At 44.2% G+C, this 21,798-nt stretch carries 15 protein-coding genes; 9 read left to right on the top strand and 6 right to left on the bottom strand.

Going from position 1 to position 21,798, the window contains the following annotated elements; all coding sequences use genetic code 11:
- Positions 1–96 precede the first annotated feature (96 nt).
- The 9 genes from plsX to ABIE26_RS24225 all read left to right on the top strand — a co-directional run bounded on the left by plsX (position 97) and on the right by ABIE26_RS24225 (position 10,480).
- Positions 97–1,035: a phosphate acyltransferase PlsX gene (gene plsX, locus ABIE26_RS24265; RefSeq protein WP_310146329.1), complete on the top strand. Its 939-nt coding sequence runs from the start codon at positions 97–99 to the stop codon at positions 1,033–1,035.
- Between the two features lie 10 nt (positions 1,036–1,045).
- Entirely contained in the window at positions 1,046–2,035 is a 990-nt protein-coding gene (locus tag ABIE26_RS24260) for a beta-ketoacyl-ACP synthase III (RefSeq protein ID WP_310146328.1), read from the top strand.
- 73 nt (positions 2,036–2,108) lie between these two features.
- On the top strand, positions 2,109–2,582 hold the full coding sequence (gene accB, locus ABIE26_RS24255) for an acetyl-CoA carboxylase biotin carboxyl carrier protein (RefSeq protein WP_310146327.1): 474 nt from the start codon (positions 2,109–2,111) through the stop codon (positions 2,580–2,582).
- A 14-nt stretch (positions 2,583–2,596) separates the two neighbouring features.
- Positions 2,597–3,940, top strand: coding sequence for an acetyl-CoA carboxylase biotin carboxylase subunit (accC, locus tag ABIE26_RS24250; protein ID WP_084239293.1), 1,344 nt, complete (start codon positions 2,597–2,599; stop codon positions 3,938–3,940).
- A gap of 109 nt (positions 3,941–4,049) precedes the next feature.
- The gene (gene tatC, locus ABIE26_RS24245; protein WP_310146326.1) at positions 4,050–4,943 is read left to right on the top strand and encodes a twin-arginine translocase subunit TatC; all 894 of its coding nucleotides are present in this window, start codon (positions 4,050–4,052) and stop codon (positions 4,941–4,943) included.
- Between the two features lie 29 nt (positions 4,944–4,972).
- Complete coding sequence (rpiB, locus tag ABIE26_RS24240; protein WP_310146325.1) at positions 4,973–5,413, top strand: ribose 5-phosphate isomerase B; 441 nt, start codon at positions 4,973–4,975, stop codon at positions 5,411–5,413.
- Positions 5,414–5,424: 11 nt separating this feature from the next.
- On the top strand, positions 5,425–7,014 hold the full coding sequence (locus ABIE26_RS24235) for a M28 family peptidase (protein ID WP_310146324.1): 1,590 nt from the start codon (positions 5,425–5,427) through the stop codon (positions 7,012–7,014).
- Between the two features lie 98 nt (positions 7,015–7,112).
- On the top strand, positions 7,113–8,501 hold the full coding sequence (locus ABIE26_RS24230; protein ID WP_310146323.1) for a LutB/LldF family L-lactate oxidation iron-sulfur protein: 1,389 nt from the start codon (positions 7,113–7,115) through the stop codon (positions 8,499–8,501).
- 2 nt (positions 8,502–8,503) lie between these two features.
- The gene (locus tag ABIE26_RS24225) at positions 8,504–10,480 is read left to right on the top strand and encodes an alpha-ketoacid dehydrogenase subunit alpha/beta (protein ID WP_310146322.1); all 1,977 of its coding nucleotides are present in this window, start codon (positions 8,504–8,506) and stop codon (positions 10,478–10,480) included.
- Between the two features lies 1 nt (position 10,481).
- On the opposite strand, the gene ABIE26_RS24220 is transcribed toward ABIE26_RS24225, so the two are convergent.
- From ABIE26_RS24220 to sprA, 6 genes are all read right to left on the bottom strand, one after another.
- Entirely contained in the window at positions 10,482–11,096 is a 615-nt protein-coding gene (locus ABIE26_RS24220; RefSeq protein ID WP_310146321.1) for a SprT-like domain-containing protein, read from the bottom strand.
- 19 nt (positions 11,097–11,115) lie between these two features.
- Positions 11,116–13,224, bottom strand: coding sequence for a ferrous iron transport protein B (gene feoB / locus ABIE26_RS24215; protein WP_409035711.1), 2,109 nt, complete (start codon positions 13,222–13,224; stop codon positions 11,116–11,118).
- A gap of 12 nt (positions 13,225–13,236) precedes the next feature.
- Positions 13,237–13,452 (bottom strand): FeoA family protein, encoded by a 216-nt coding sequence (locus ABIE26_RS24210; RefSeq protein ID WP_310146319.1) that lies wholly within the window; start codon positions 13,450–13,452, stop codon positions 13,237–13,239.
- A 251-nt stretch (positions 13,453–13,703) separates the two neighbouring features.
- Positions 13,704–14,111 (bottom strand): VanZ family protein, encoded by a 408-nt coding sequence (locus ABIE26_RS24205; RefSeq protein WP_310146318.1) that lies wholly within the window; start codon positions 14,109–14,111, stop codon positions 13,704–13,706.
- A 3-nt stretch (positions 14,112–14,114) separates the two neighbouring features.
- Positions 14,115–14,495: a glycine cleavage system protein GcvH gene (gene gcvH, locus ABIE26_RS24200; RefSeq protein WP_310146317.1), complete on the bottom strand. Its 381-nt coding sequence runs from the start codon at positions 14,493–14,495 to the stop codon at positions 14,115–14,117.
- A 97-nt stretch (positions 14,496–14,592) separates the two neighbouring features.
- A complete protein-coding gene (gene sprA / locus ABIE26_RS24195; protein ID WP_310146316.1) occupies positions 14,593–21,789 on the bottom strand; it encodes a cell surface protein SprA in 7,197 nt (2,398 codons plus the stop codon).
- Positions 21,790–21,798 lie beyond the last annotated feature (9 nt).

The raw sequence follows: 21,798 nt of genomic DNA, 5'->3' as shown, positions 1-21,798 counted from the left end.
TTCTTGAAAAATAGTTTGTGTTTTAAGTCCTGTATAGTTTAACTTAGAGGCCTTAATAAAGCGGCAATTTTGCCTGGTACACAAACTGATTTTACTATGAAAATAGGTCTCGATATAATGGGCGGAGACTATGCTCCTAAAGCAAATGTTTTAGGAGCAATAGCAGCTCATCCATTGTTATCTCCGGATGAACACTTAGTGCTTATCGGAGATACCCAGCAGATTAAGCCCCTCCTATCCGAAAACGGATTCAATCCTGATCACTTTGAATATGTTCATACCGAAGAAGTAATTGGTATGGGCGAACATCCCACTAAGGCTATTGTTCAAAAGCCTAACTCAAGCATTTCTGTTGGGTTCAATTTACTGAAAGAAGGTAAACTGGACTCCTTTGCCAGCGCCGGGAACTCCGGAGCAATGCTTGTAGGTGCTGTATTTAGTGTAAAAACTATTCCTGGCATCATCAGACCTTGTCTTTCTACTTTTCTTCCAAAATTAAGCGGTGGTGTAGGCCTTATGGTTGACGTTGGCGCCAATGCTGATTGTAAACCGGATACCTTACTCCAGTTTGGCGTTCTGGGCAGTCTTTATGCCGAAAATGTGATGGGCATCAAAACGCCTAAAGTAGCATTGATGAATATTGGTGAAGAAGATGAAAAAGGCAATATGCTGAGCCTGGCTACTTTTCCTTTAATGAAAGACACCCGGCTGTTTAATTTTGTGGGCAATGTGGAAGGAAGGGATTTATTTAACGATAAGGCCGACGTTATTGTTTGTGATGGATTTACAGGAAATGTAATGCTCAAACTTGCTGAATCGTTTTACGTTTTGACCTTAAAAAGAGGTTTAAAAGATGATTTCTTTGACCGCTTTAACTATGAGAACTACGGAGGAAGCCCTGTTTTAGGGGTAAACGCCCCTGTAATCATCGGCCATGGCATTTCGAGCCCTCTGGCTGTGAAAAACATGATCCTGCAGTCCAGAGACATGATTACAACTGGCCTGGTTGGTAAAATACAGGCCGCATTTAAATAATTTTAACAAAATGAATAAAATTCACGCTGCGATTACAGCTGTTCATGGTTATGTACCAGACTATGTGCTGACCAACAAAGAGCTTGAATCGATTGTAGACACTACCGATGAATGGATTACATCCAGAACAGGGATCAAAGAGCGAAGAATATTAAAAGGCGAAGGATTGGGCACCTCGGATATGGCAGTACATGCTGTAAACGGACTGCTTAAAAAACGCGGCATCAGCGCTGAAGAAATTGAACTGATCATCTTTTGTACAACTACTCCTGATATGCCCTTTCCGGCATCAGCCAATATACTGGCCGATAAAATCGGCGCAAAAAATGCCTGGGGTTATGATCTTCAGGCGGCCTGTTCCGGATTTATTTTCGGATTATCAACTGCCTCGCAGTTCATTGAATCTGGCAAGCATAAAAAAGTTCTGGTTGTAGGAGGCGATAAAATGTCGTCTATTATCAATTATCAGGACCGGACTACCTGTATCATTTTTGGTGATGGCTGCGGCGCAGTACTCCTTGAACCCAACGAAGAAGGGCTTGGCGTGATGGATTCTATTCTGAGGACAGACGGTTCCGGGAAACAATTCCTGCATCAGAAAGCTGGCGGTTCTGCCAGGCCTGCAACCCATGAAACCATAGATAATAATGAACATGTGGTTTACCAGGAAGGTCAGGCGGTGTTTAAATTTGCCGTTACCAATATGGCCGATGTAGCTGCTGAGATCATGGAACGCAATAGCCTGACTTCAGAAGACGTAACCTGGCTGGTTCCACATCAGGCCAACAAACGTATTATTGATGCTACAGCTTCCAGAATGGGTGTAGGCTCAGAGAAAGTGATGATCAACATTCAACGTTATGGCAATACCACAAACGGAACTATTCCGCTGTGTTTATGGGAGTGGGAAAATCAACTGAAAAAAGGCGACAATGTAATATTGGCCGCATTTGGAGGAGGCTTTACCTGGGGTTCCGTTTATTTAAAATGGGCCTACTAACTTTATAAAATAAATAATCTTAACTTAGATAGTTCTTAAGACGTACTATTTTTTCTACTATAACACCTAAAAAATGGATATTAAACAAATTCAGGAACTTATTAAATTTGTTTCTCGTTCGGGCGTAAATGAAGTTGCTATTGAGCAGGAAAACTTCAAAATCACAATCAAAACCAACCAGGCTCCAACAATTGTTCAGGCAACTGTACCTCCCCAGATTGCGCCTGCTGTTGTGCCGGCTGCTGCTGCACCACAACCGGTTGCCCCAACAGAACCAAAAGCTGCACCTGTTGAAGATACTTCAAAATACATCACCATCAAATCGCCAATGATTGGTACTTTCTATCGTTCTGCAAGCCCGGAAAAACCATCATTTGTAAATGTTGGCGATGAAATTGCTTCAGGTAAAGTGGTATGTATTATTGAAGCCATGAAACTTTTTAATGAGATTGAAAGTGAAGTATCAGGAAGAATCGTAAAAGTTCTTGTTGAAAACGCATCTCCTGTGGAATACGATCAACCTTTATTTTTAGTAGAACCGATTTAATCGGAAGGAAGTATATGTTTAAAAAAATACTAATTGCCAACAGGGGCGAGATTGCCTTGCGCATTATTCGTACCTGTAAAGAAATGGGCATCAAAACTGTAGCTGTGTATTCTACTGCCGACAGGGAGAGTTTACATGTGCGCTTTGCTGATGAAGCTGTTTGTATTGGTCCTCCACCAAGTAAGGACTCTTACCTGAGCATTCCAAATATCATTTCTGCTGCTGAACTGACCAATGCTGATGCCATACACCCAGGTTACGGTTTCTTATCTGAAAATGCTAAGTTTTCTTCCGTTTGCCGCGATTATGGGATCAAGTTTATCGGCGCAACTCCAGAGCAGATCAATTCAATGGGTGATAAAGCATCAGCCAAAGAAACCATGAAGCTGGCGGGCGTACCTACCATCCCGGGATCGGAAGGGCTGCTTGAAAACGTAAAAGAAGGAATCAGACTGGCAAATGAAATCGGCTATCCGGTAATTCTAAAAGCAACTGCCGGTGGCGGTGGCCGTGGAATGCGTGTGGTTTGGAAAGATGAAGACTTTGAAAATGCCTGGGATAGTGCCAGACAAGAATCAGGTGCAGCCTTTGGCAACGATGGACTTTACCTGGAAAAATACATTGAGGACCCACGCCACATCGAAATACAGATTATTGGCGACCAGTATGGCAAAGCCTGTCATTTGTCTGAGCGCGACTGCTCTATTCAGCGCAGGCACCAAAAGCTGGTAGAAGAAGCACCTTCGCCGTTTATGACCCCTGAACTTCGTGAAAAAATGGGTGAAGCAGCCATAAAAGGAGCCATTGCCGTACAGTATGAAGGTGCAGGAACCATAGAATTCCTGGTCGACAAGCACCGCAATTTCTATTTCATGGAAATGAACACCCGTATCCAGGTAGAGCATCCGGTAACCGAAGAAGTGATCAACTACGATCTGATCAAAGAACAGATCAAAGTCGCTTCAGGTGTTCCCATCTCCGGAAAAAACTACATGCCGGATATGCATGCTATTGAATGCAGGATAAACGCGGAAGACCCTTTCAACAATTTCAGGCCTTCGCCAGGTAAAATTACCAATTTCCACTCACCGGGTGGCCATGGCGTAAGGGTAGATACGCATGTTTATGCAGGCTATCAAATCCCTCCAAATTACGATTCGATGATTGCCAAACTGATCTGTGTTGCGCAAACCCGCGAGGAAGCGATCAGTACTATGGAACGCGCACTGAGTGAATTTGTGATAGAAGGTGTAAAAACTACGATACCATTTCACCTGAAATTAATGAAAGATCCTAACTTTAGGGCCGGTAACTTTACGACTAAGTTTATGGAAACTTTCGAGTTTTCAGAAGGATAAACTCACTGATAAAATATAAGTTATACAGTTGAAAAACTATTTGTCAGATTTTAACCGTAAATACCATTCTAAATAAAAGAATGGTATTTTTGTTTTACAAATAACACACATGAGTGAAAATAAAAAGCGCGACCTGATTGGGGCCATAAAAGAAAAAGGAAAAACTTTAGAGGCTGAGATGTCCTTCTTTGACCATATTGATGTACTCAGGAAGCATTTACTTCGTGCGTTACTGGTTGTTGTGCTGCTTACCGCCGGGGCATTCTGGTTTTCAGATTTTATATTCAATGAGCTGATCATGGGGCCGAAGAACCCCAATTTCTGGACCTATAGAATGATGTGCAAAATGGCCGAAGCATGGCCGAGCCTCATTGGCTCTGACTTTTGTATTACCCATATCGATGCCAAGATCATCAATACAGAAATGGCCGGACAATTTACGCTGCAGATCAATGCCTGTGTAATGGTAGGCATAGCGTTGGGCATTCCATACATACTTTTTGAAATCTGGCTCTTTGTTAAGCCTGCATTGCATGCAAATGAGCGCAAATCTGCCAGCAGTTTTGTAACCTTTGCCTCTGTCCTGTTCTTTATTGGCATTCTGTTTGGGTACTATATTGTGTGTCCATTGTCTGTTAACTTCCTGACAAATTTTACAGTAAGCCCCGACATAGAAAATACCTTTACCATCTCTTCTTATCTTTCTTCAGTAGCGACACTTACCATCGGTTCAGGAATCATTTTTCAGCTTCCGGTAGTCATCTATATCTTGTCTAAATTCGGAATCATGACACCTGCATTTATGCGTTCTACCAGAAGGTATGCAGCAGTAGTTATTCTGATAATTGCAGCTGTTGTAACCCCTACCCCAGATATCCTGACCATGCTTGTAGTCGCATTGCCTTTATTTATTCTTTATGAACTGAGTATATTTATCTCGGCAAATATCGAGAGGAAAAGGAACAAAGAACTATATGGCGTAGCCAAAATAAAGAAATCGTAAACACTATCAACCAAATATAAATAACAGAAATGTCAGCAGATACAAAATTTAAAATTGCAATTGGCGCAGATCATGCCGGTTTTGAATACAAAGAACTCTTAAAATCATTTTTAAACGGGCATGAACTGAAAGATTTTGGCACCTATTCGGCCGACTCTGTTGATTATCCTGATTTTGCCCATCCGGTGGCAGAAGCAGTGGAAAGCGGCGAATATAATTTTGGGATATTGGTTTGTGGTAGCGCCAATGGGGTTGCCATCACCGCCAACAAACATCAGCAGGTCCGCGCCGCCATCTGCTGGCAAAAAGAAATTGCCGAACTGGCAAGACAGCACAACAATGCGAACATCATTTGCGTACCCGCCCGTTTCGTTTCTGAAGCGCTGGCTAAAGAAATGGTTACTGCCTTCCTGAATGCCGCTTTTGAAGGTGGAAGACATGCCACAAGAGTGAACAAAATGTCATGCTAAACCAAAAGACGATGAAAAAGCACTTAATTTATACCGGCCTTGTCTTATTAATGGGCTGCACTGCCATTGCACAAAATAAGGACGCCATAAGGTTTAGTCAGACGATCAATAAAGACAATGCCTATAAGCACCTCTCCGTACTGGCCTCTGATGCTTACGAAGGCCGTGAAACCGGCACAAAGGGAGGTTGGATGGCTGCGGATTACATTCGCGGGCATTTTAAAAACCTGGGTTTAAAAGGCCCTGTAAACGGCGATTATTTTCAGCCGGTTGATATGGTTACTTTTGGCACGGCTCAGATTTTAACAGTAGAGGGGCAGCCTGCAGAACCCCTGAAAGATTTTTATATCATGCCATCTTCAGTATCCGGAAGTGGCTTTGCCTTTAATTGCGGACAGGTACTGTTTGCCGGTTATGGTTTGAATAAAGAAGGTTATAATGATTTTGAAAACCAGAATGTGACCGGGAAGGTAGTCATGATCTTTAAATCAGGCGATCCGGCAGGTTCAACTGCAAAAAATGCAGGCGGAAATATAAACAGCAAGATCAAATACCTGTCGGACAATAAAGCGAAGGCAGTGTTGGTTATAGACCCTCTGGTAGACAATATGCCTGATAACTTAAAAAGTTATCTGCAGTCGGGACAAATGATAATGAAAACCAAAGAAAACATTGAACGCATGAACAGCCCGCAGGGGACACCAGTGGTTTATATTGGGACTGCCATTGCCAACCAGCTGCTTAAAGCGGCAAAGACCAATGTTGATGCGGTAAAAAAGAAAATAACAGAGAGCGGCAAACCCGCTTCGCAGGAACTGCAGATTGCTGTTACTGCAAGTGCACAAAGAACTGAAACAAAAGTAAGGGCCGAAAATGTGCTGGGCTTTCTGGAGGGTTCTGATCCTAAATTAAAGAAAGAAGTACTGGTGATTACCGCGCACTACGATCACATTGGAATCGATGCAAATGCCAAAGGTGACGATAAGATCAACAACGGGGCGGACGATGATGGCTCAGGAACAACAGGTGTACTGATGATCGCCGAAGCTTTTGCCAAAGCAAAAAAAGCCGGCAAGGGGCCTAAGAGGAGCATACTGTTTATGACCGTAACGGGTGAAGAGAAAGGCTTGCTGGGCTCGGAATGGTATTCTGAATACCCTGTATTTCCACTGGCCAACACCATCACCAATTTAAATATTGACATGATCGGACGGGGCGACAAAGACCACGCATCTGACAACAATTTTGTGTACATCATTGGCTCGGATATGTTAAGTACCGACCTGGACCGCATAGGTAAAAAAGCAAATAAGGATTATGTAAAAATGAACCTCGACGAGCGGTACAACAACCGTACAGATCCGAATCGCTTTTACTACCGTTCAGACCATTACAACTTTGCCAAACACGGCATCCCGGTTATCTTCTATTTCAACGGTGTGCATGAGGATTATCACCAGCCTGGCGACGAGATCAGCAAGATAGATTTTCCGATGCTGGCCAAAAGATCGAAACTGGTGTACTTCACGGCCTGGGAACTCGCAAATGGCTTGAAGCGCCCTGTAGTTGACAAGAACGAAGACGGCACCCGAAAAAAATAAATTACAAAGAACCTGTCCTTAGCCGGCAGGTTTTTTTTATGCCATATATCTCTGGCATAACAAATGCTTAATGTGATTTATTTTTATATTTGAAAGATATGAAGGTATCTGAGGAATTTTTGGTGAAGGCGGATGAAAAAGCCTTTGATTTAGGACATCGCAAAACAATTAACTTCAATATTGGCAGGTACAACACTGCTGTAGAGCGTGGACTGTCCAAGTTTGAAAACCTGGAAAATTCCAAGAAGAAAGCCCATGTCATCAAATGGCGGGTGATGGAGAACCTGGATAAATATCTGCCCGAGTTTGAATCCAACTTTCAGCGCCGCGGGGGGAAAGTCATCTGGGCAACAGATGCACAGGAAGCACAAAAAGAAATCCTCAACATCATCAATAAGAGTGGAGGCAAGACGGTCATCAAGTCAAAATCCATGACCACCGAGGAAATCCACCTTAATGAATTTCTTGGAGAACATGGGATAGAATCGCTGGAAAGTGACCTTGGGGAGTATATTGTTCAATTGCTGGGGCAACACCCCTACCACATTGTAACACCTGCCATGCACCTCAGTAAAGAGGACATTGCCAAACTGTTCCATGAAAAATTTGGTACCCCCTTAGATTATACACCCGAGCAGCTTACCCATAAGGCCCGGGAACTTTTAAGGGAGAAATATCTGAATGCAGATATTGGTATCAGCGGAGGGAACTTCCTGATTGCAGATACCGGAAGCATTGCCTTAACCGAAAATGAAGGAAATGCACGATTGTGTACTACTTTTCCAAAAATACACATCGCAATAGTAGGCATTGAAAAAGTCATCCCTTCTATGGCCGATCTCGACCTCTTCTGGCCCTTACTTGCCAGTCATGGTACAGGGCAGAATTTAACCGTTTACAATACCATTTTAAGTGGTCCCAGACGTGGTGATGAAACAGATGGGCCAGAGGAAATGTATGTGATTTTGCTGGACAACGGCCGCACCAATTTGCTGGCACAGAAAGAGCAGCGCCAGGGACTGTATTGTATCCGTTGCGGGGCCTGTCTTAATGCCTGTCCGGTTTATAAAAACATTGGCGGCCATACTTACAATACAACTTATAGTGGACCTATCGGTTCTATCATTACCCCTCATTTAAAGGGGATGAAAGAGTTTAAGCACCTGAGTTATGCTTCGAGTTTGTGTGGAAAATGCTCGGAAGTCTGCCCTGTTAAGATAGACATACACAAAATGCTGCTGCTTAACCGAAGGGACGCAGCCACACAGCATGAAAACACAAAAACAGAAGAAATCGGCTGGAAAATCTGGAAGATCGGCATGCTGAAAAGAAAAAGGATGGATGGCTTTAGCGGTAAAATAAAGAACTTCTTTCTGAAATTCATGTTTAAAAAGATCTGGGGTAAATACCGCAATATGCCTGAGGTTGCCCCCAAGTCTTTTGCTAAGTTGTGGGAAGAAAGAAATAAAGACACAAAAAACCAGTAAACATGACTTTCGACCGAAAAGACAAGGATAACGTTACTTTGCTGAATTTCTATTTACAGTTGCTTTATCCACGTATGGTCGAAGAAAAAATGCTGATTCTCCTGCGTCAGGGCCGCATAGGAAAATGGTTTTCGGGGATAGGTCAGGAAGCTATTGCCGTTGGCAGTACCATGGCCATGAAAAGCGAGGAGTATATCCTGCCCATGCATCGGAACCTTGGTGTTTTTACCTCCCGGAATGTTCCCCTTACACGACTCATGGCACAATGGCAGGGCAAGCTAAGCGGCTTTACCAAAGGACGCGACCGCTCTTTTCATTTCGGCACACAGGAGCATAAGATCATTGGTATGATCTCTCATCTGGGGCCTCAAATGGCACTTGCGGATGGCATTGCACTGGGAGATCTGATTGCCAGTAAAGAAAAAGCGACATTGGTATTTACCGGTGAAGGTGCAACCAGTGAAGGTGATTTCCACGAAGCCATAAATGTGGCGGCTGTATGGAACCTTCCCGTCATCTTCCTTATAGAAAACAATGGTTACGGGCTTTCCACGCCGGTTAACGAACAATACAAATGCAAAAACCTGGTAGACAGAGCTATCGGCTATGGAATAGAGGGCTTACAGGTAGATGGCAACAACATCCTTGCGGTATACGACCTGATCGATTCGGTGGCGACAAGAATGCGGGAAAACCCGAGACCAGTGCTCATTGAATGCCTGACCTTCCGGATGCGTGGTCATGAGGAGGCCTCGGGTACAAAATATGTTCCTCACGAACTGCTTGAGGAATGGGCAAAAAAAGACCCTATTCTGAATTTTGAGCAATACCTGCTGGAACAGGATATCCTTACTCCTGATGCAGTTGCCGAAATCAAGGCAAACCTAAAAATGGAGATTGAACAGGAAGTTGAAGCAGCCTTCAATGAGCCTGAACCCCTGGCCAAGGAGGAAGAGGAATTGAAAGATATGTATTTTCCTTACACAAGCGATCCGGTAAGTCCGGAAGGACCAGTAAAAGAACTGCGTTACCTCGATGCCATTTCAGACGGGCTCCGCATTGCGATGCAGAAACATACCAACCTGGTACTGATGGGTCAGGACATTGCTGAATATGGTGGCGCATTTAAGATTACCGAGGGTTTTGTTCAGGAGTTTGGCAAAGCCAGAGTACGCAATACACCTATCTGCGAATCTGCCATAGTAGGTGCAGGCCTGGGACTTTCAATTAATGGCTTCAAGGCCGTAGTAGAAATGCAGTTCGCAGACTTTGTTTCCTGCGGATTTAATCAGATTGTAAATAACCTGGCCAAAACACACTACCGCTGGGGAGAAAAAGCCGATGTTGTAGTACGTATGCCCACAGGTGCAGGTACCGGGGCCGGTCCTTTTCACTCTCAAAGCAACGAGGCATGGTTTACAAAAACGCCTGGACTAAAAGTAGTATATCCCGCTTTTCCTGCTGACGCCAAAGGGCTATTGCTGGCTGCTATTGAAGACCCTAACCCCGTGATGTATTTTGAGCATAAATATTTATACCGAAGCTTAACCGGGCCTGTTCCGGAAGGCTTCTATACGATGGAGATCGGAAAAGCAAATGTCTTGAGGCAAGGCCAACAATTGTGCATCATTACTTACGGACTGGGGGTACACTGGGCACTGGATTACCTGGACGAAAATCCTGACATTTCAGCCACTTTGGTTGATCTGCGGAGTCTCCAGCCCTGGGACAAAGAAACAGTAAGTGCGGCCGTTAAAAACACCGGCAGGGCCCTTATTTTACATGAAGACACCTTAAGCTGTGGATTTGGTGCCGAACTGGCTGCCTGGATCTCTGAGCATTGCTTTAAATACCTGGATGCACCGGTTATGCGCTGTGCAAGCAGTGATACCGCCATACCAATGAATAAGGCGCTTGAAGACGGGTTCCTGGCAAAAAGCCGCTTAAAACATACCCTCAATCAACTATTGGCCTACTAACTTAGGTTCCCGTTGCAGCCATGCTAACTTCTGCAAGCGGATTGAAGAGATAAATATTGCCATTATCCAGGCATATGCAACGATAGCGCTTCCTCAGCTTCTCTCCTTTTTTAAACTGGCGGCCATCCTTAATGCTGAATACCGCGTTCAAGGGTAATTCTTCCAATCGGGATACATCCATATGCCGGTCGTATTTCTTTAAGGCACGTGAAAGTTTCAGATCGGTACAGCTGGCCGCAGAAGGATTGTTCAGATAACCAACAATTGCCTTCTTTAAATCTTCGGGAAACACGTCCTTTTCTAAAAAGGGTGCCATCATCCTTTTAAAATTATGCTTCCACTCGTTACCATGAGGTTTAACCTTGTTGCGATGATCGTTCCAGGTCAACAAATGGGCAAACTCATGTACCGTGGTTACCAGGAACGCATAGGCATTCAGGTTGTTATTTACAGAGATCTTATGCCCGGCATCCCGGAAAGGGTGACGGTAATCGCCCAACTTTGTAGCCCTGCCCTTGGATATTTTAAATTCACATTGAAAATAATCGATCCATTTTGCTATGACCGGGGCTGCTCCGGGAGGCATATATTGTGATAAAATGCTTTCCTTTTCCACAAAGGCCAATATAACTAAATTACTTCAAAAATTGATAGGCAATAAGGGCTGCAACATAGGCCATAGCTGTCATATATCCCAATTGTATCATTGGCCATTTCCATCCCTTTGTTTCGCGGTATACAATGGCGATGGTACTCATACATTGCATGGCGAAGGCGTAAAACAACATCAGGGAAATACCGGTAGCAAAGGTATAAACAGGCAGCCCTGTCTTACTGTTCACGGAAGCGGCCATTCTTTCACGTATGGTTTCACTATCTTCATCTCCCCCATCAACACTGTAAATGGTGGCCATAGTACCTACGAAGGCTTCGCGGGCAGCAAAAGAGGTGATCAAAGCTATACCTATCTTCCAATCGTAACCTAAGGGGCGTATAACCGGCTCTACAGCATGTCCGAGCAATCCGACATAAGAGTTTTCCAGCTTTTCTGTTGCGATCAGCGTCTCCACATGTTTGATATTAGCCTTTGGATCTGCCAGGGCAGACGCATACTTCTGATCAATTTCTTCAAATCGGTTTCCCGGGCCAAAAGAAGCCATCACCCAGAGTATAATAGAAATTGCAATAATAACCTTACCTGCTTCAATCACAAAAGTCTTCGATTTTTCATACATGGTGTAGATTACATTCTTCCATCTCGGTGCGCGATATATCGGCAGCTCCATAATGAAATACGACCTTTCTTTTGTTTTGATGATGAGCTTCATTACCCATGCCACCAGAATGGCAGCCACAAAACTGATCAGGTACATCACCATCAAGGCCAGCCCTTGCAAATTAATGATGCCAAAAACGGTATCCGCAGGAATGATCAGCGAAATGAGCAAAATATACACCGGAAGCCTGGCAGAACAACTGATCAGCGGTGTAACCATTATGGTGATCATCCGGTCTTTCCAGTTTTCTATATTTCTTGCCGCCATAATTGAAGGAACGGCACAGGCCAATCCGCCAATCATAGGAACGACTGATTTACCGTTCAGTCCTACTTTACTCATGACCTTATCCATCATGAAGGTTACCCGGGCCATATAGCCAGTATCTTCTAAAATCGAGATAAAAGCAAACAGTATCGCAATTTGTGGGATGAACACAAAGATACCTCCCAGCCCGGCAACCACCCCATCCAAAAGCAGATCCGTCAGCATTCCGGCAGGCAAATGCTCATGTCCAAATCCGGTAACCCAGCCAAACCCATTTTCAATCCACTCCATAGGATAGGTTGCCCAGGCAAATATGGCATTGAAAATGATAAAAAGGATCAGCATGAATATAGCAAAGCCCCATACTTTATGTGTGAGTACTGCATCCAACCTATCGCTGAAAGAGTTTTTAGGTTTGTTATTTGGTATCTCTGTAACCACATCAGTTAAAATATTGCTCAGATGTTTATAACGTGCTATGGTTTCTTCAGCCTGGATTTTAGAGGACTCGAAACCATTAGACTGCTCTATATGTTCAATTTCCTCTTGCTCAGCATTGTCAAAAAAACTCAGATGCTCATGCTGGTGCAATACCTGCAATGCGAAATAATTGTTGCTGGAACTGAGTTTATGTTTAATGGCGTTTATGGCCTCCGGTGCCAGAAAATTAACATCAAAATCACTTACCTGGGTAGCAATATTCGTATGTTCTATAGCTTTTTTTAACGCATCGATGCCAATATTGTTCCGGGCAGAAATTGGAACAACCTGAACACCGAGTTTTGCCGCCAGTTTATCTATACTGATCTTTATTCCCTGCTTCTCCGTCAGATCGATCATATTCAGGGCAAGTACCACTGGAATTCCCAGGTCGGCAACCTGCGAGTACAGCAGCATATTGCGTTTCAGGTTAGAGGCATCCACAATAAGCACAATTACATCCGGGTAACTCTTGCCTTTTGCGTCAGCAAGTACCTGGAATACGATGCGCTCATCGGCACTTTTAGGGTACAGACTATAAGTACCGGGCAAATCGGTGATCTGTGCCTGCCTGCCGTCGGCCAATCGGGTATAGCCTGTTTTCTTATCAACTGTAACTCCGGGAAAATTTCCTACTTTTTGATTTAATCCCGTCAGGCGGTTAAAAAGGGTAGATTTACCAGTATTGGGATTACCAACTAATGCAACTTTAATATCCAAGACCAAGTAATTTTATTGAACAATAATAACAGCAGCCTCAGTTTTGCGCAAGCAAAGCTGATAACCTGCAACACGGATAGCTATAGGACATCCTAGTGGTGCAAAGCGCTCAACAGCCACCACTTCACCTGGCAAACAACCCATTTCCATTAATTTTACAGACATTTCCAAATCTGTAAATGCTACTATAGTTCCTTGTTCTCCTGGATTCAGCTGCGAAAGTTTCATCGTATAAGGTTTGTGTTAATATGCTATAGGGCGCAATTTAGACTTAATTTATAATAATTCCAAATAAAGACCCTGCCTGAGGGTACTCTGACAGGGTCTTTATTTAGTCATTTTTATACTGAGCTATTCTTCGGTTAAAATCTGATTCTTAACGTTGAGGATAATTGTTGTAGCGCACCGGCGGGCATTTACAGCCGGAATTAAAAATACCGCAACTGCTTATTGTACAAACAAGTACCAGAATCGCCAGTTTAACTGCTGCTCTTCTCATTGTAATTGGATTTATGTAACAGTATATAACTGAAAACGCCCATAAAAACACCGATCATATCACAGCCAAAATCCCACCATTCGGCAGAGCGGTAGTTAAAAAATTTCCATTGTAACATTTCTATTCCTGCGCCAAGTGCAGCGGTGATCACGATGATCTTAAAAATGGTTAAAGAACGGAAACTGTAATTGTGTTGGTGCCTGATCTTTCCGTAAAACAGCAATATGGTGAGCACATAAAAAAATCCCATATGGGCAAATTTATCAAAGCCTTCAAAGAAGAAGCCTGTTCCGTTACCTGCAGGCATCTTTATACTGCAAAGCACCACCACCACTATAGCCCAGATCACGGCCCATAGCTGATATTTCAATTGCCCTAAAATGTTCATTTACTAGGCGCCTACAAGAGCTTTGTAAGCATCAGCCGTTAACAGGCCTTCAACCTGCGCTGCATCTGCAACAGCTACTTTTACCATCCAGCCCTGGCCATAAGGATCAGTATTTACCAGCTCAGGATTATCGTTTAATGCCGCATTGGTTTCCAATACAGTACCAGTAACTGGCATAAACAAATCTGAAACCGTTTTAACAGCTTCAACAGTACCAAATACATCATCCTTAGCTACCTCATCACCTACACTATTGATATCGATGTATACAATATCGCCAAGCTCACGCTGTGCAAAATCTGTGATGCCTACGTAAGCCTCATTACCTTCAATCCTAACCCACTCGTGGTCTTTTGTGTACTTTAATTCTGATGGAAAATTCATTGTTTTATTTTATTTATTTTGCAATTCTTTGTTAAGCCGCAGCAGGTCCGCGACCTACCGCTCCAAAGGTAATTAAATCTGCCCATTTAAAACAACTCTAATTCAGTGTAATCCTCAGGCTAAAACCAAAATTACTGAAGGATGTGTTAAAGGTTTGGGAAGTATAAGGCTTGGTAACATTTGAATCATAGAACACCCTGATGTTAAAACGCTGGTTCAGGATGTAGTCTACACTAGGCCTCAAAGTAATGTTTTTAGCACCAGATGAAACTTCTGCTTCAATCACATCGGCTCTGTAAATAACTGTTTTGTTATCCCGCACTGCGATATCAAGCTTAAAGTCCATGTTGTTATCTGTTTTTAAACCCTTAAACAAGCCAAAAGGGAAACGGAATTTGGTAGTTCGGTAGCCCAGGCCGAAAACCATATTATTTTCCGACAACTGCGCAAGCTGACTATTAGCCATACTCAATCCCAGCAATCTCGTCCTGCCCAGCTCAAAATTAAGGGTCATGTTGTTTTTCAACCTGGTGTCTACACCGATCAGCGGAGAAAATTGTTCTGCAATGGTTACCTGGGTATATTGGTAAAAAGGCAGGAAGTTTCCGTTTTCGTCTTTACTGCTCACAAAGCCGTTCGTTTCCCTGTAGCGGATCAATGAGTTAAAGCCGTTAACACTGTATACAGAACGATAGGAATGACGCAGGTCAATAGAGCTGAAACGATCAGCCAGGAAAGGAATCCTGGTTAATCCTCTATAGTTTAAGCGCCAGTTCGGCAATGGGATTTTTGGCAAGGAATTCAGGCTAATGGATGAAGCACTTTTTCCGGTATAAGCAGCCAGGAATGCAGAAACAATTACATCTTGTGAATTTTTGTCATAACCATCTGCATAGCCAGATGGGCTAAGCCCTCCTGAATTCACATTGGTTTCGCCCAGGCGTTGTGAAATCACCTGCCGGTTGTCCATAAACTGTCTGAACAATTTAGAGAAAGTACTGCCCTGCTTTTCTGAAAATGCTGTACCCAATGAAATGAAAGAGACACTGTAATCGCCGGTAGTAAAGGGGCTCAGGTTATCAAAATCCCGCTGTGCCTGGTCGTACCTGAAATTGGTGGAGTAGTTCAGTGTACGATTTTTATTGGCCGTTAAGGTAATGCTTAAATCTTTGATTGGCTCAACCAAACCAGTTATGCTCAGATCTTCCCGTAAGGTATTGATATATAGCTGATTTTGCAGGGTATCCCTGGTAATCCAGCCATTGTTTAGCGCCATTTGCCGGATGTCACGCTGACTACCGAAAACAAATCCCAATCCCGGTGCCCCTGTAGCCTCGTCCAAACCAAAATAACTCACCCTTGGCAGGTAACCAGGTAAAAATGTACCCTTGGTTTGTGTAAACGCTGCATTAACGTTTTTAACACTTGTCAGTAATCCTACAAAGAATGAAGTTGCTCCCGGTACCTGTTTATCGCCACTGCCTCCGGCACGTCTTACAAAACCAAATTTATTGTATAAGCCCGCCAGGTTTAAAGTAGGGTTTACCTGTATCGTACGCGAATTCTGAATGGTATTGCCCAGATCGATCTGAGGATCCCTTAAGGTCGACAGCGGTTCAGTCTGCCAGTTGAAATTGGTACCGTAACGTGTTGCCACCGTTACCCAGTCCATGCCCGGAATTTTGTTCATTGGCAGCGAATAGGTAATGTTCATGTTATGGTTATAATCGGTAGTCCGGCCCAAACGCTTCAGGTTCTGCCATACCGTATCTCTCTTCAACCCTTCAATCCTACCCTCCGGTTCGTCAATAATGGAATAGTTGGTGGCATCAAAATCCAGGGTCAGGGATTTGGTCAGGTTCCAGGAAATACCGTATACCCGTGTTACCAGGAAATTTTTGTTAAAGGTAGTATTGATCGGGATTGCATTGTTAGGATCGTTGTTCCTCAGGCTGTTTTCTGCATAATAACGGTCAACATCTATCCTGAAATTGATAGCACTTGGCAGGATGCTAAAGTTAAAATCCTTCAGCAGGGCCAGGGTATTTGATTTAATGATCTTATTAAAAGGCTCAATAGACTTCGGTTGTCCCGAGTAATTGTAAGCCAGCGAGCCCCGGTAAGTTTTTTGTGTGTTGTTTTCGTTGATAAAATCACGGTGCGATAATTTCGTATAGGCATAACTTACATTAAAGTTCTCAATGTCCCATAACTGCGGCTTCTTGTCCGGATTGGTACGTTCCTTCCTTACATTGGTAAAGTTGATGCTGTTCCTGGTGGTATAATCCTGCGCGTATTCCAAGATGGCCTTCTTCTCCGATTTAGAGGCCTTATCCAATGCATTTTTCAGTTCGATGTCCGGCATCTTAGGGTCGTATTGAGGCGTGCTGACCTGGCTTGAATGGCTCACAAACATCGGGATTTTAATACCGCTTTTCTGAGGGAAAAACTTACCCAGTTCCACACTGGACGAGATATCAAAAAATACATTATCTGCCCGGTTCCGCTCGCTCACCCTCGTTTCCAATGCACCAAAACCGATGGTCGATTTACTTCCCGACACATTTACATCCGCAAAATCGGCCAGCTTTGCGTTCATCCTCGCAGTTGCTGCCCAGCCTCCGCGCTCATCAAATTCCGTAAGCCGCATTTCATTGAACCATAACTGCGCATTTTTGTCCAGCCCATCATCCCCTGCAGGATTAGCACCGTTACGATAAGGGTTCATCACACCAAGCATGTAAACCCTTACTTTACTCATATCCGGCTGCCCCTTCACAATAATCGTCTTCCCATCAACCACATAGGTAAAGGGCTTACTGATGTTCCAAGGCAGGCCATCGCTGTCCAGCGCATTGTTACGGGCAATCTTTGCCTTCTGGAACAGCTCTAGCTGGATGTCCAGTTTGTTCTGATCCGGCCAGATCGAATAGGGATCACTTGTCCCCGGCCTGGTAACCTTTAATGGTTGTGAATATTCATAATAGTTGTCCTGATTATCTGTCCCTATCCTTAAAAAGGCATTCAGCTCATTATCGTTGATCGGTGAATTGCCCAAGGCCTCCAGGTGAATGTACATCTCCAGATGTTTATACGACCTGAAATCGTTCAGCGCAGTTTTAAATGCTGCCCTTCCATAACCATCTCTCAGGTTTTTAATGGTTACCGCCAGCGATTGCTCATTCTGACGGGTATCCCCTCTGTAATTGCTAAAATCACGTTCCCTTTCTATGCCTGGCGGGATCACGTAAGGGATAGGGGTACGCTTGCCGTTCTCTTCAATGTTTACTGTAGAAATTTCTATGGTCGAATTATCCGGACCGGCATTCTGCAAGGCAGGATCAAGGATGATCTGCGAAGCTTCGTTCTTTGCGTTGTATTGCCTCCACTCGCCCCTTACCAACTGTATCTTTCCAAAACGGAGTACAGCGGTATCGGCAAAATTGGTCATGAACATCCGCACAAAACGAATGGATTTGAAGTCCTGAATATTCCCTACTCTTTGCGTGTGCTGCGCCAGTGGAATCCGGATCTGGTACCAGGTTACTGCCTGCGTTTGCCCGTTTGCCAATTTAACCTGCGAAGTGATCTTATCGGTTACAAAGTTCTGCCCCACCATCAGGTCGCCCGGACGCATGGAAACTTTGTATTCAAAATATTCATCGCTCTGGGTCATGTTGTTGTCCCTGTTGATGTCTTCTCCATCAGGCAGGGAAGTAGAGGCAGAATTGTCTACGCCAAAATCTTCCTGCGATTGCTGTGCGGTCTTAGAGTTGCCTTCCGGACCGTTATATCGCTGATAGCGTTTCAATATGCCCGCATTTGCCTGGTCAAGTGCCCTTCCCCTGAAATAGACGTAATCATCTGACGAAGGGTCGTTGTCAAGCTCTGCTGCCGCATCCGGATTCAGTTGTGCTTTAATCTGGTTGATCAGGATAGAAAATTTTGTTTTCTCATCTGCATTCGACAATCCGTCCAGACCAACATCCTGCACCTTCCTTGCAGCAGGGTCGTTGTCAAAGGCCTGCACCACCGGCTGCAACTTTGGTACCCTGCCCCATCTGGTCTCATCATACTTAGATGGGTCGCCATCAGCTGGCAATCCGTTTTCAAGGGATTTCCGGCCATCTTTCAGGATGTCTTCAGAGATGTTCCCCAAATTAAAATACAGATCGCCACCCGCCGAGTTGGGTTTATAAATAAAGGGATCCATTACCCAAAGTTCAATATACTCAATGTTCAGCGCTTCGAAATCATTGGTTTCTATCCTCCTGAACAAGCCGCCCCAACGCGAGCGCGGATTGGTAAGCGTGCCATTTGCATTAAAACCGGTAGTGGTATAATTGTAAGGCCCGCGGAGTGTAGGGTAAAAAGCAACGTCGAGGGTGGGTAAAGTAATGGCCTGTCCTGTACTGGTTTCCTTAAAAGGAAAAACTTCCTGCTCAATAATTTCACGTACGTAATGATTGGAAAGTTCATTCCGGTTGTTTCTCAGGTTATCCGGAATATTTCCTGTACTCCTGTTGTAGAAAAGAGGGTCGATATTGTAAAAGGCTATCCTTGCCCTGTTGAAACCATAGCTCAGGTCATCTATCCTGCTCGCCTCAGGAAAAAGCTGTGGTGTTCCCGACAACTGCCAGGCTACCGCACTTTTCAGGTCTATCACCGAGCGTGAAGCCTCAAAATCATCCAGATAACTCACTCCTCCTTTTTTTCCTCCAAAATTCAGCGCACTTGGATGCCCGGGTATCAATTGCGCAAATTCCCCGGCAAAAGTAATACTGGAGGGCGCCTTGGTTGAGATGAGCGGGAGTTTATCTACCAGCTTGGTCAGAAACCGTGAAGGCGAACTGTAGTTCATGTCCAGCCCCCACATCGTATTCGAAATTGGCTCCTCGCCAATGTTCACTTTAGCCGTCAGCGGCTTCTCCGTCAGGTTCATCAGCGTACCGCCCAGGTTCAGCTTGTTGTTCACCTTATAATCCAGCCTTGTCCCGAACAAGGAGCGCTGCTGCAATCCGAAAAGCTCATTATTTTCTGTGGATATACGGATAGGCTGCCCCGAGCTCAGCAAGGCCGGGTTAATGATCCTGACCCTCCCCCCCTGGTAATCTACAGTGAAATCTACCCCCTCCTGCAATGGAATTGTTCCGGCAAAAACTTTTACCGAACCTTCCGGAACATTAATGGCATTTAAACTGAATTCTGAGGCAATTTCCGATTGATATGCTCCTTTGATCACGTACCTGTTCCTGTTGCTGAACAGCTGCTGGGCAATCACCTTTGTCGAATCATACAATGCGGTAAAGGTATATTTATCAATCAATGCCTGCTCAGTAGGCAAAAACTGGTCGGCAAGGTCTTTTCCAAACGGTTCTATCAGCGGGAAAATGATGCGCCCATTCAGCGGATCTATTGTGATATAACCATTAACGGTATTCAGCGAGAAATTCAGCTGTGTATTGCTATTGTTCGTGCTTCCCGAATTCGGACTGTTAAAGGATGGGTTCTGCCCATTATTTGCTGAAGTACCAAATGGCCTGTTCTCTGTCTCAAAATCAAAAACTCCATCAGGTTTACGTTCTTTCTGTTGGTTCAGCCGATCAAGCCCCGTTACCTGTATCCATTGTTTTCCGTTCAGGGGCCTGCGGTCGGCATCCAGTTTCTCCCCCTCCTGTATCAACGGCTTTTCCACACCGGTCCGTTCGTCGATCCGGAATATATCCAGTTTAAAGTTTTGCTGGCTGATCTGATAACCGCCAATGGAATAGATATTTTTCATCATCAGGTCCCAGGTAGGCAGACTGGTCTTGATCACATCATTTTTCAGCAATTTGGTGTACAACACCTTAGGCTTTTCGGGGTCAAATGGAACATCGGTCGAAAATTCCCCCACCTGGTACTCCACCCCGTTAAAAGTATACCTGTAGGCAACTGCAAGTACCTCATCCGAGTTCAATGCATTGTTCAGGGAGATATAACCCAGCTGGGGATGAAAATAATACTCCCTATCGGTCAGCTTTCTGGCGTAGGTAAGCTTGGCATAATTATCCGTACCACCCGTTGGCGCAAAATAAGAAATAATCTCGTTGGAGTTCGTCAGCCTGGAATTGGCAGGAATTTTACTCAAAAGGTCGTTTGAGCTCCTTGGAAACTGGGGGTTTGAAAAAGCCGATGGAAGCACCGAAGCTCCGCCTGCAATACCACTGTTGTAAGGCTGATTTTCCGCCATGTCAAGAAAAGCGAGTACATCCCTTGAATCCTGGGTATTGCCAGATTTATTGGTGATCCAAACCTCCATTCTGGTGATCTGTACACCAGAAGTAATGGTTGGTGCATTCAGCTGCGATTTATTGTAATTGTCCCTGAAATACCTCGCCAGGAAAAAGTGCTTGTTGGCCTCATAGTTATCCGCATTCAGCCTGAACTCATTTTGCTGCGCCCCGTTATTGATCTGGATCTGTCTGGATTGCGATTTCTGCTGTGTAAACACCGTAGCCACATTTAACTTACCAAACTTGAGCTGGGTTTTTACCCCGAACAAAGCCTGGGTACCATTAATGAGCGTGGTATTTAAAGGTAAGCTTACATTACCTGCCTCAATTTTCTGAATGATATCGTCTTCACCACCAGTATAATCCAGTTTTACCTGATTTTCAAAATCAAACTGAGCTTCAGTATTGTAGTTCATGTTGATTTTCAGCTTGGTACCGATGTTACCAATCACATCCATTTGAATGCGCTGATTAAAATCAAAATTCCCCTGTACACGCTGACGCTCATTAAACAAGGGGTTTTCGTTCTTATTGATCCTGCCTAAAAATGTAAGTTCAGCTTCTCCCCGGGGCTGTATATCAATGGTAGTTCCACCGAAAATCTTTTCAAAGGCCCTGCTGTTTATCTTCAGGCTTGGAATGATACCTGTTCTGCGCACATCATTAACCTCCTGGTCAGACAAGGTTCTCCAGTTTTCGCGTTTGATCTCGCTGTTTACCAGGCGCATGTATTCCTCTACAGTAAGGTATTGAACCGGTCCAAAAGGCTTATCTCCAAGCAGTTCCTGGATGACGTATCTTTTGTTTAAAGCGTCGTATTCAACTTTACGGTGTAAATTGTCTGGCAAAGGGTAAAAAGGAGTCGTTAAAGACCTGATGCCAAGCCTCTTCTTCTCCTTCAGGCCGAAGGAGTTTCTTGCGGTGTCCTGCCTGGATTTTTGCGGTGTAACCTGCGAAAAAGCCTGTTGTCCGCCAAAAGTAACCGTCAGGAAGAGAAATAGCGTTAATAAGTTTTTCAAGGGCAATTT

The sequence above is a fragment of the Pedobacter africanus genome (assembly GCF_040548825.1).
GTDB lineage: Bacteria > Bacteroidota > Bacteroidia > Sphingobacteriales > Sphingobacteriaceae > Pedobacter > Pedobacter africanus_A.
The sequence above is the reverse complement of the archived record's forward strand: the minus strand, read 5'-3'. Positions and strand labels throughout refer to the sequence as shown.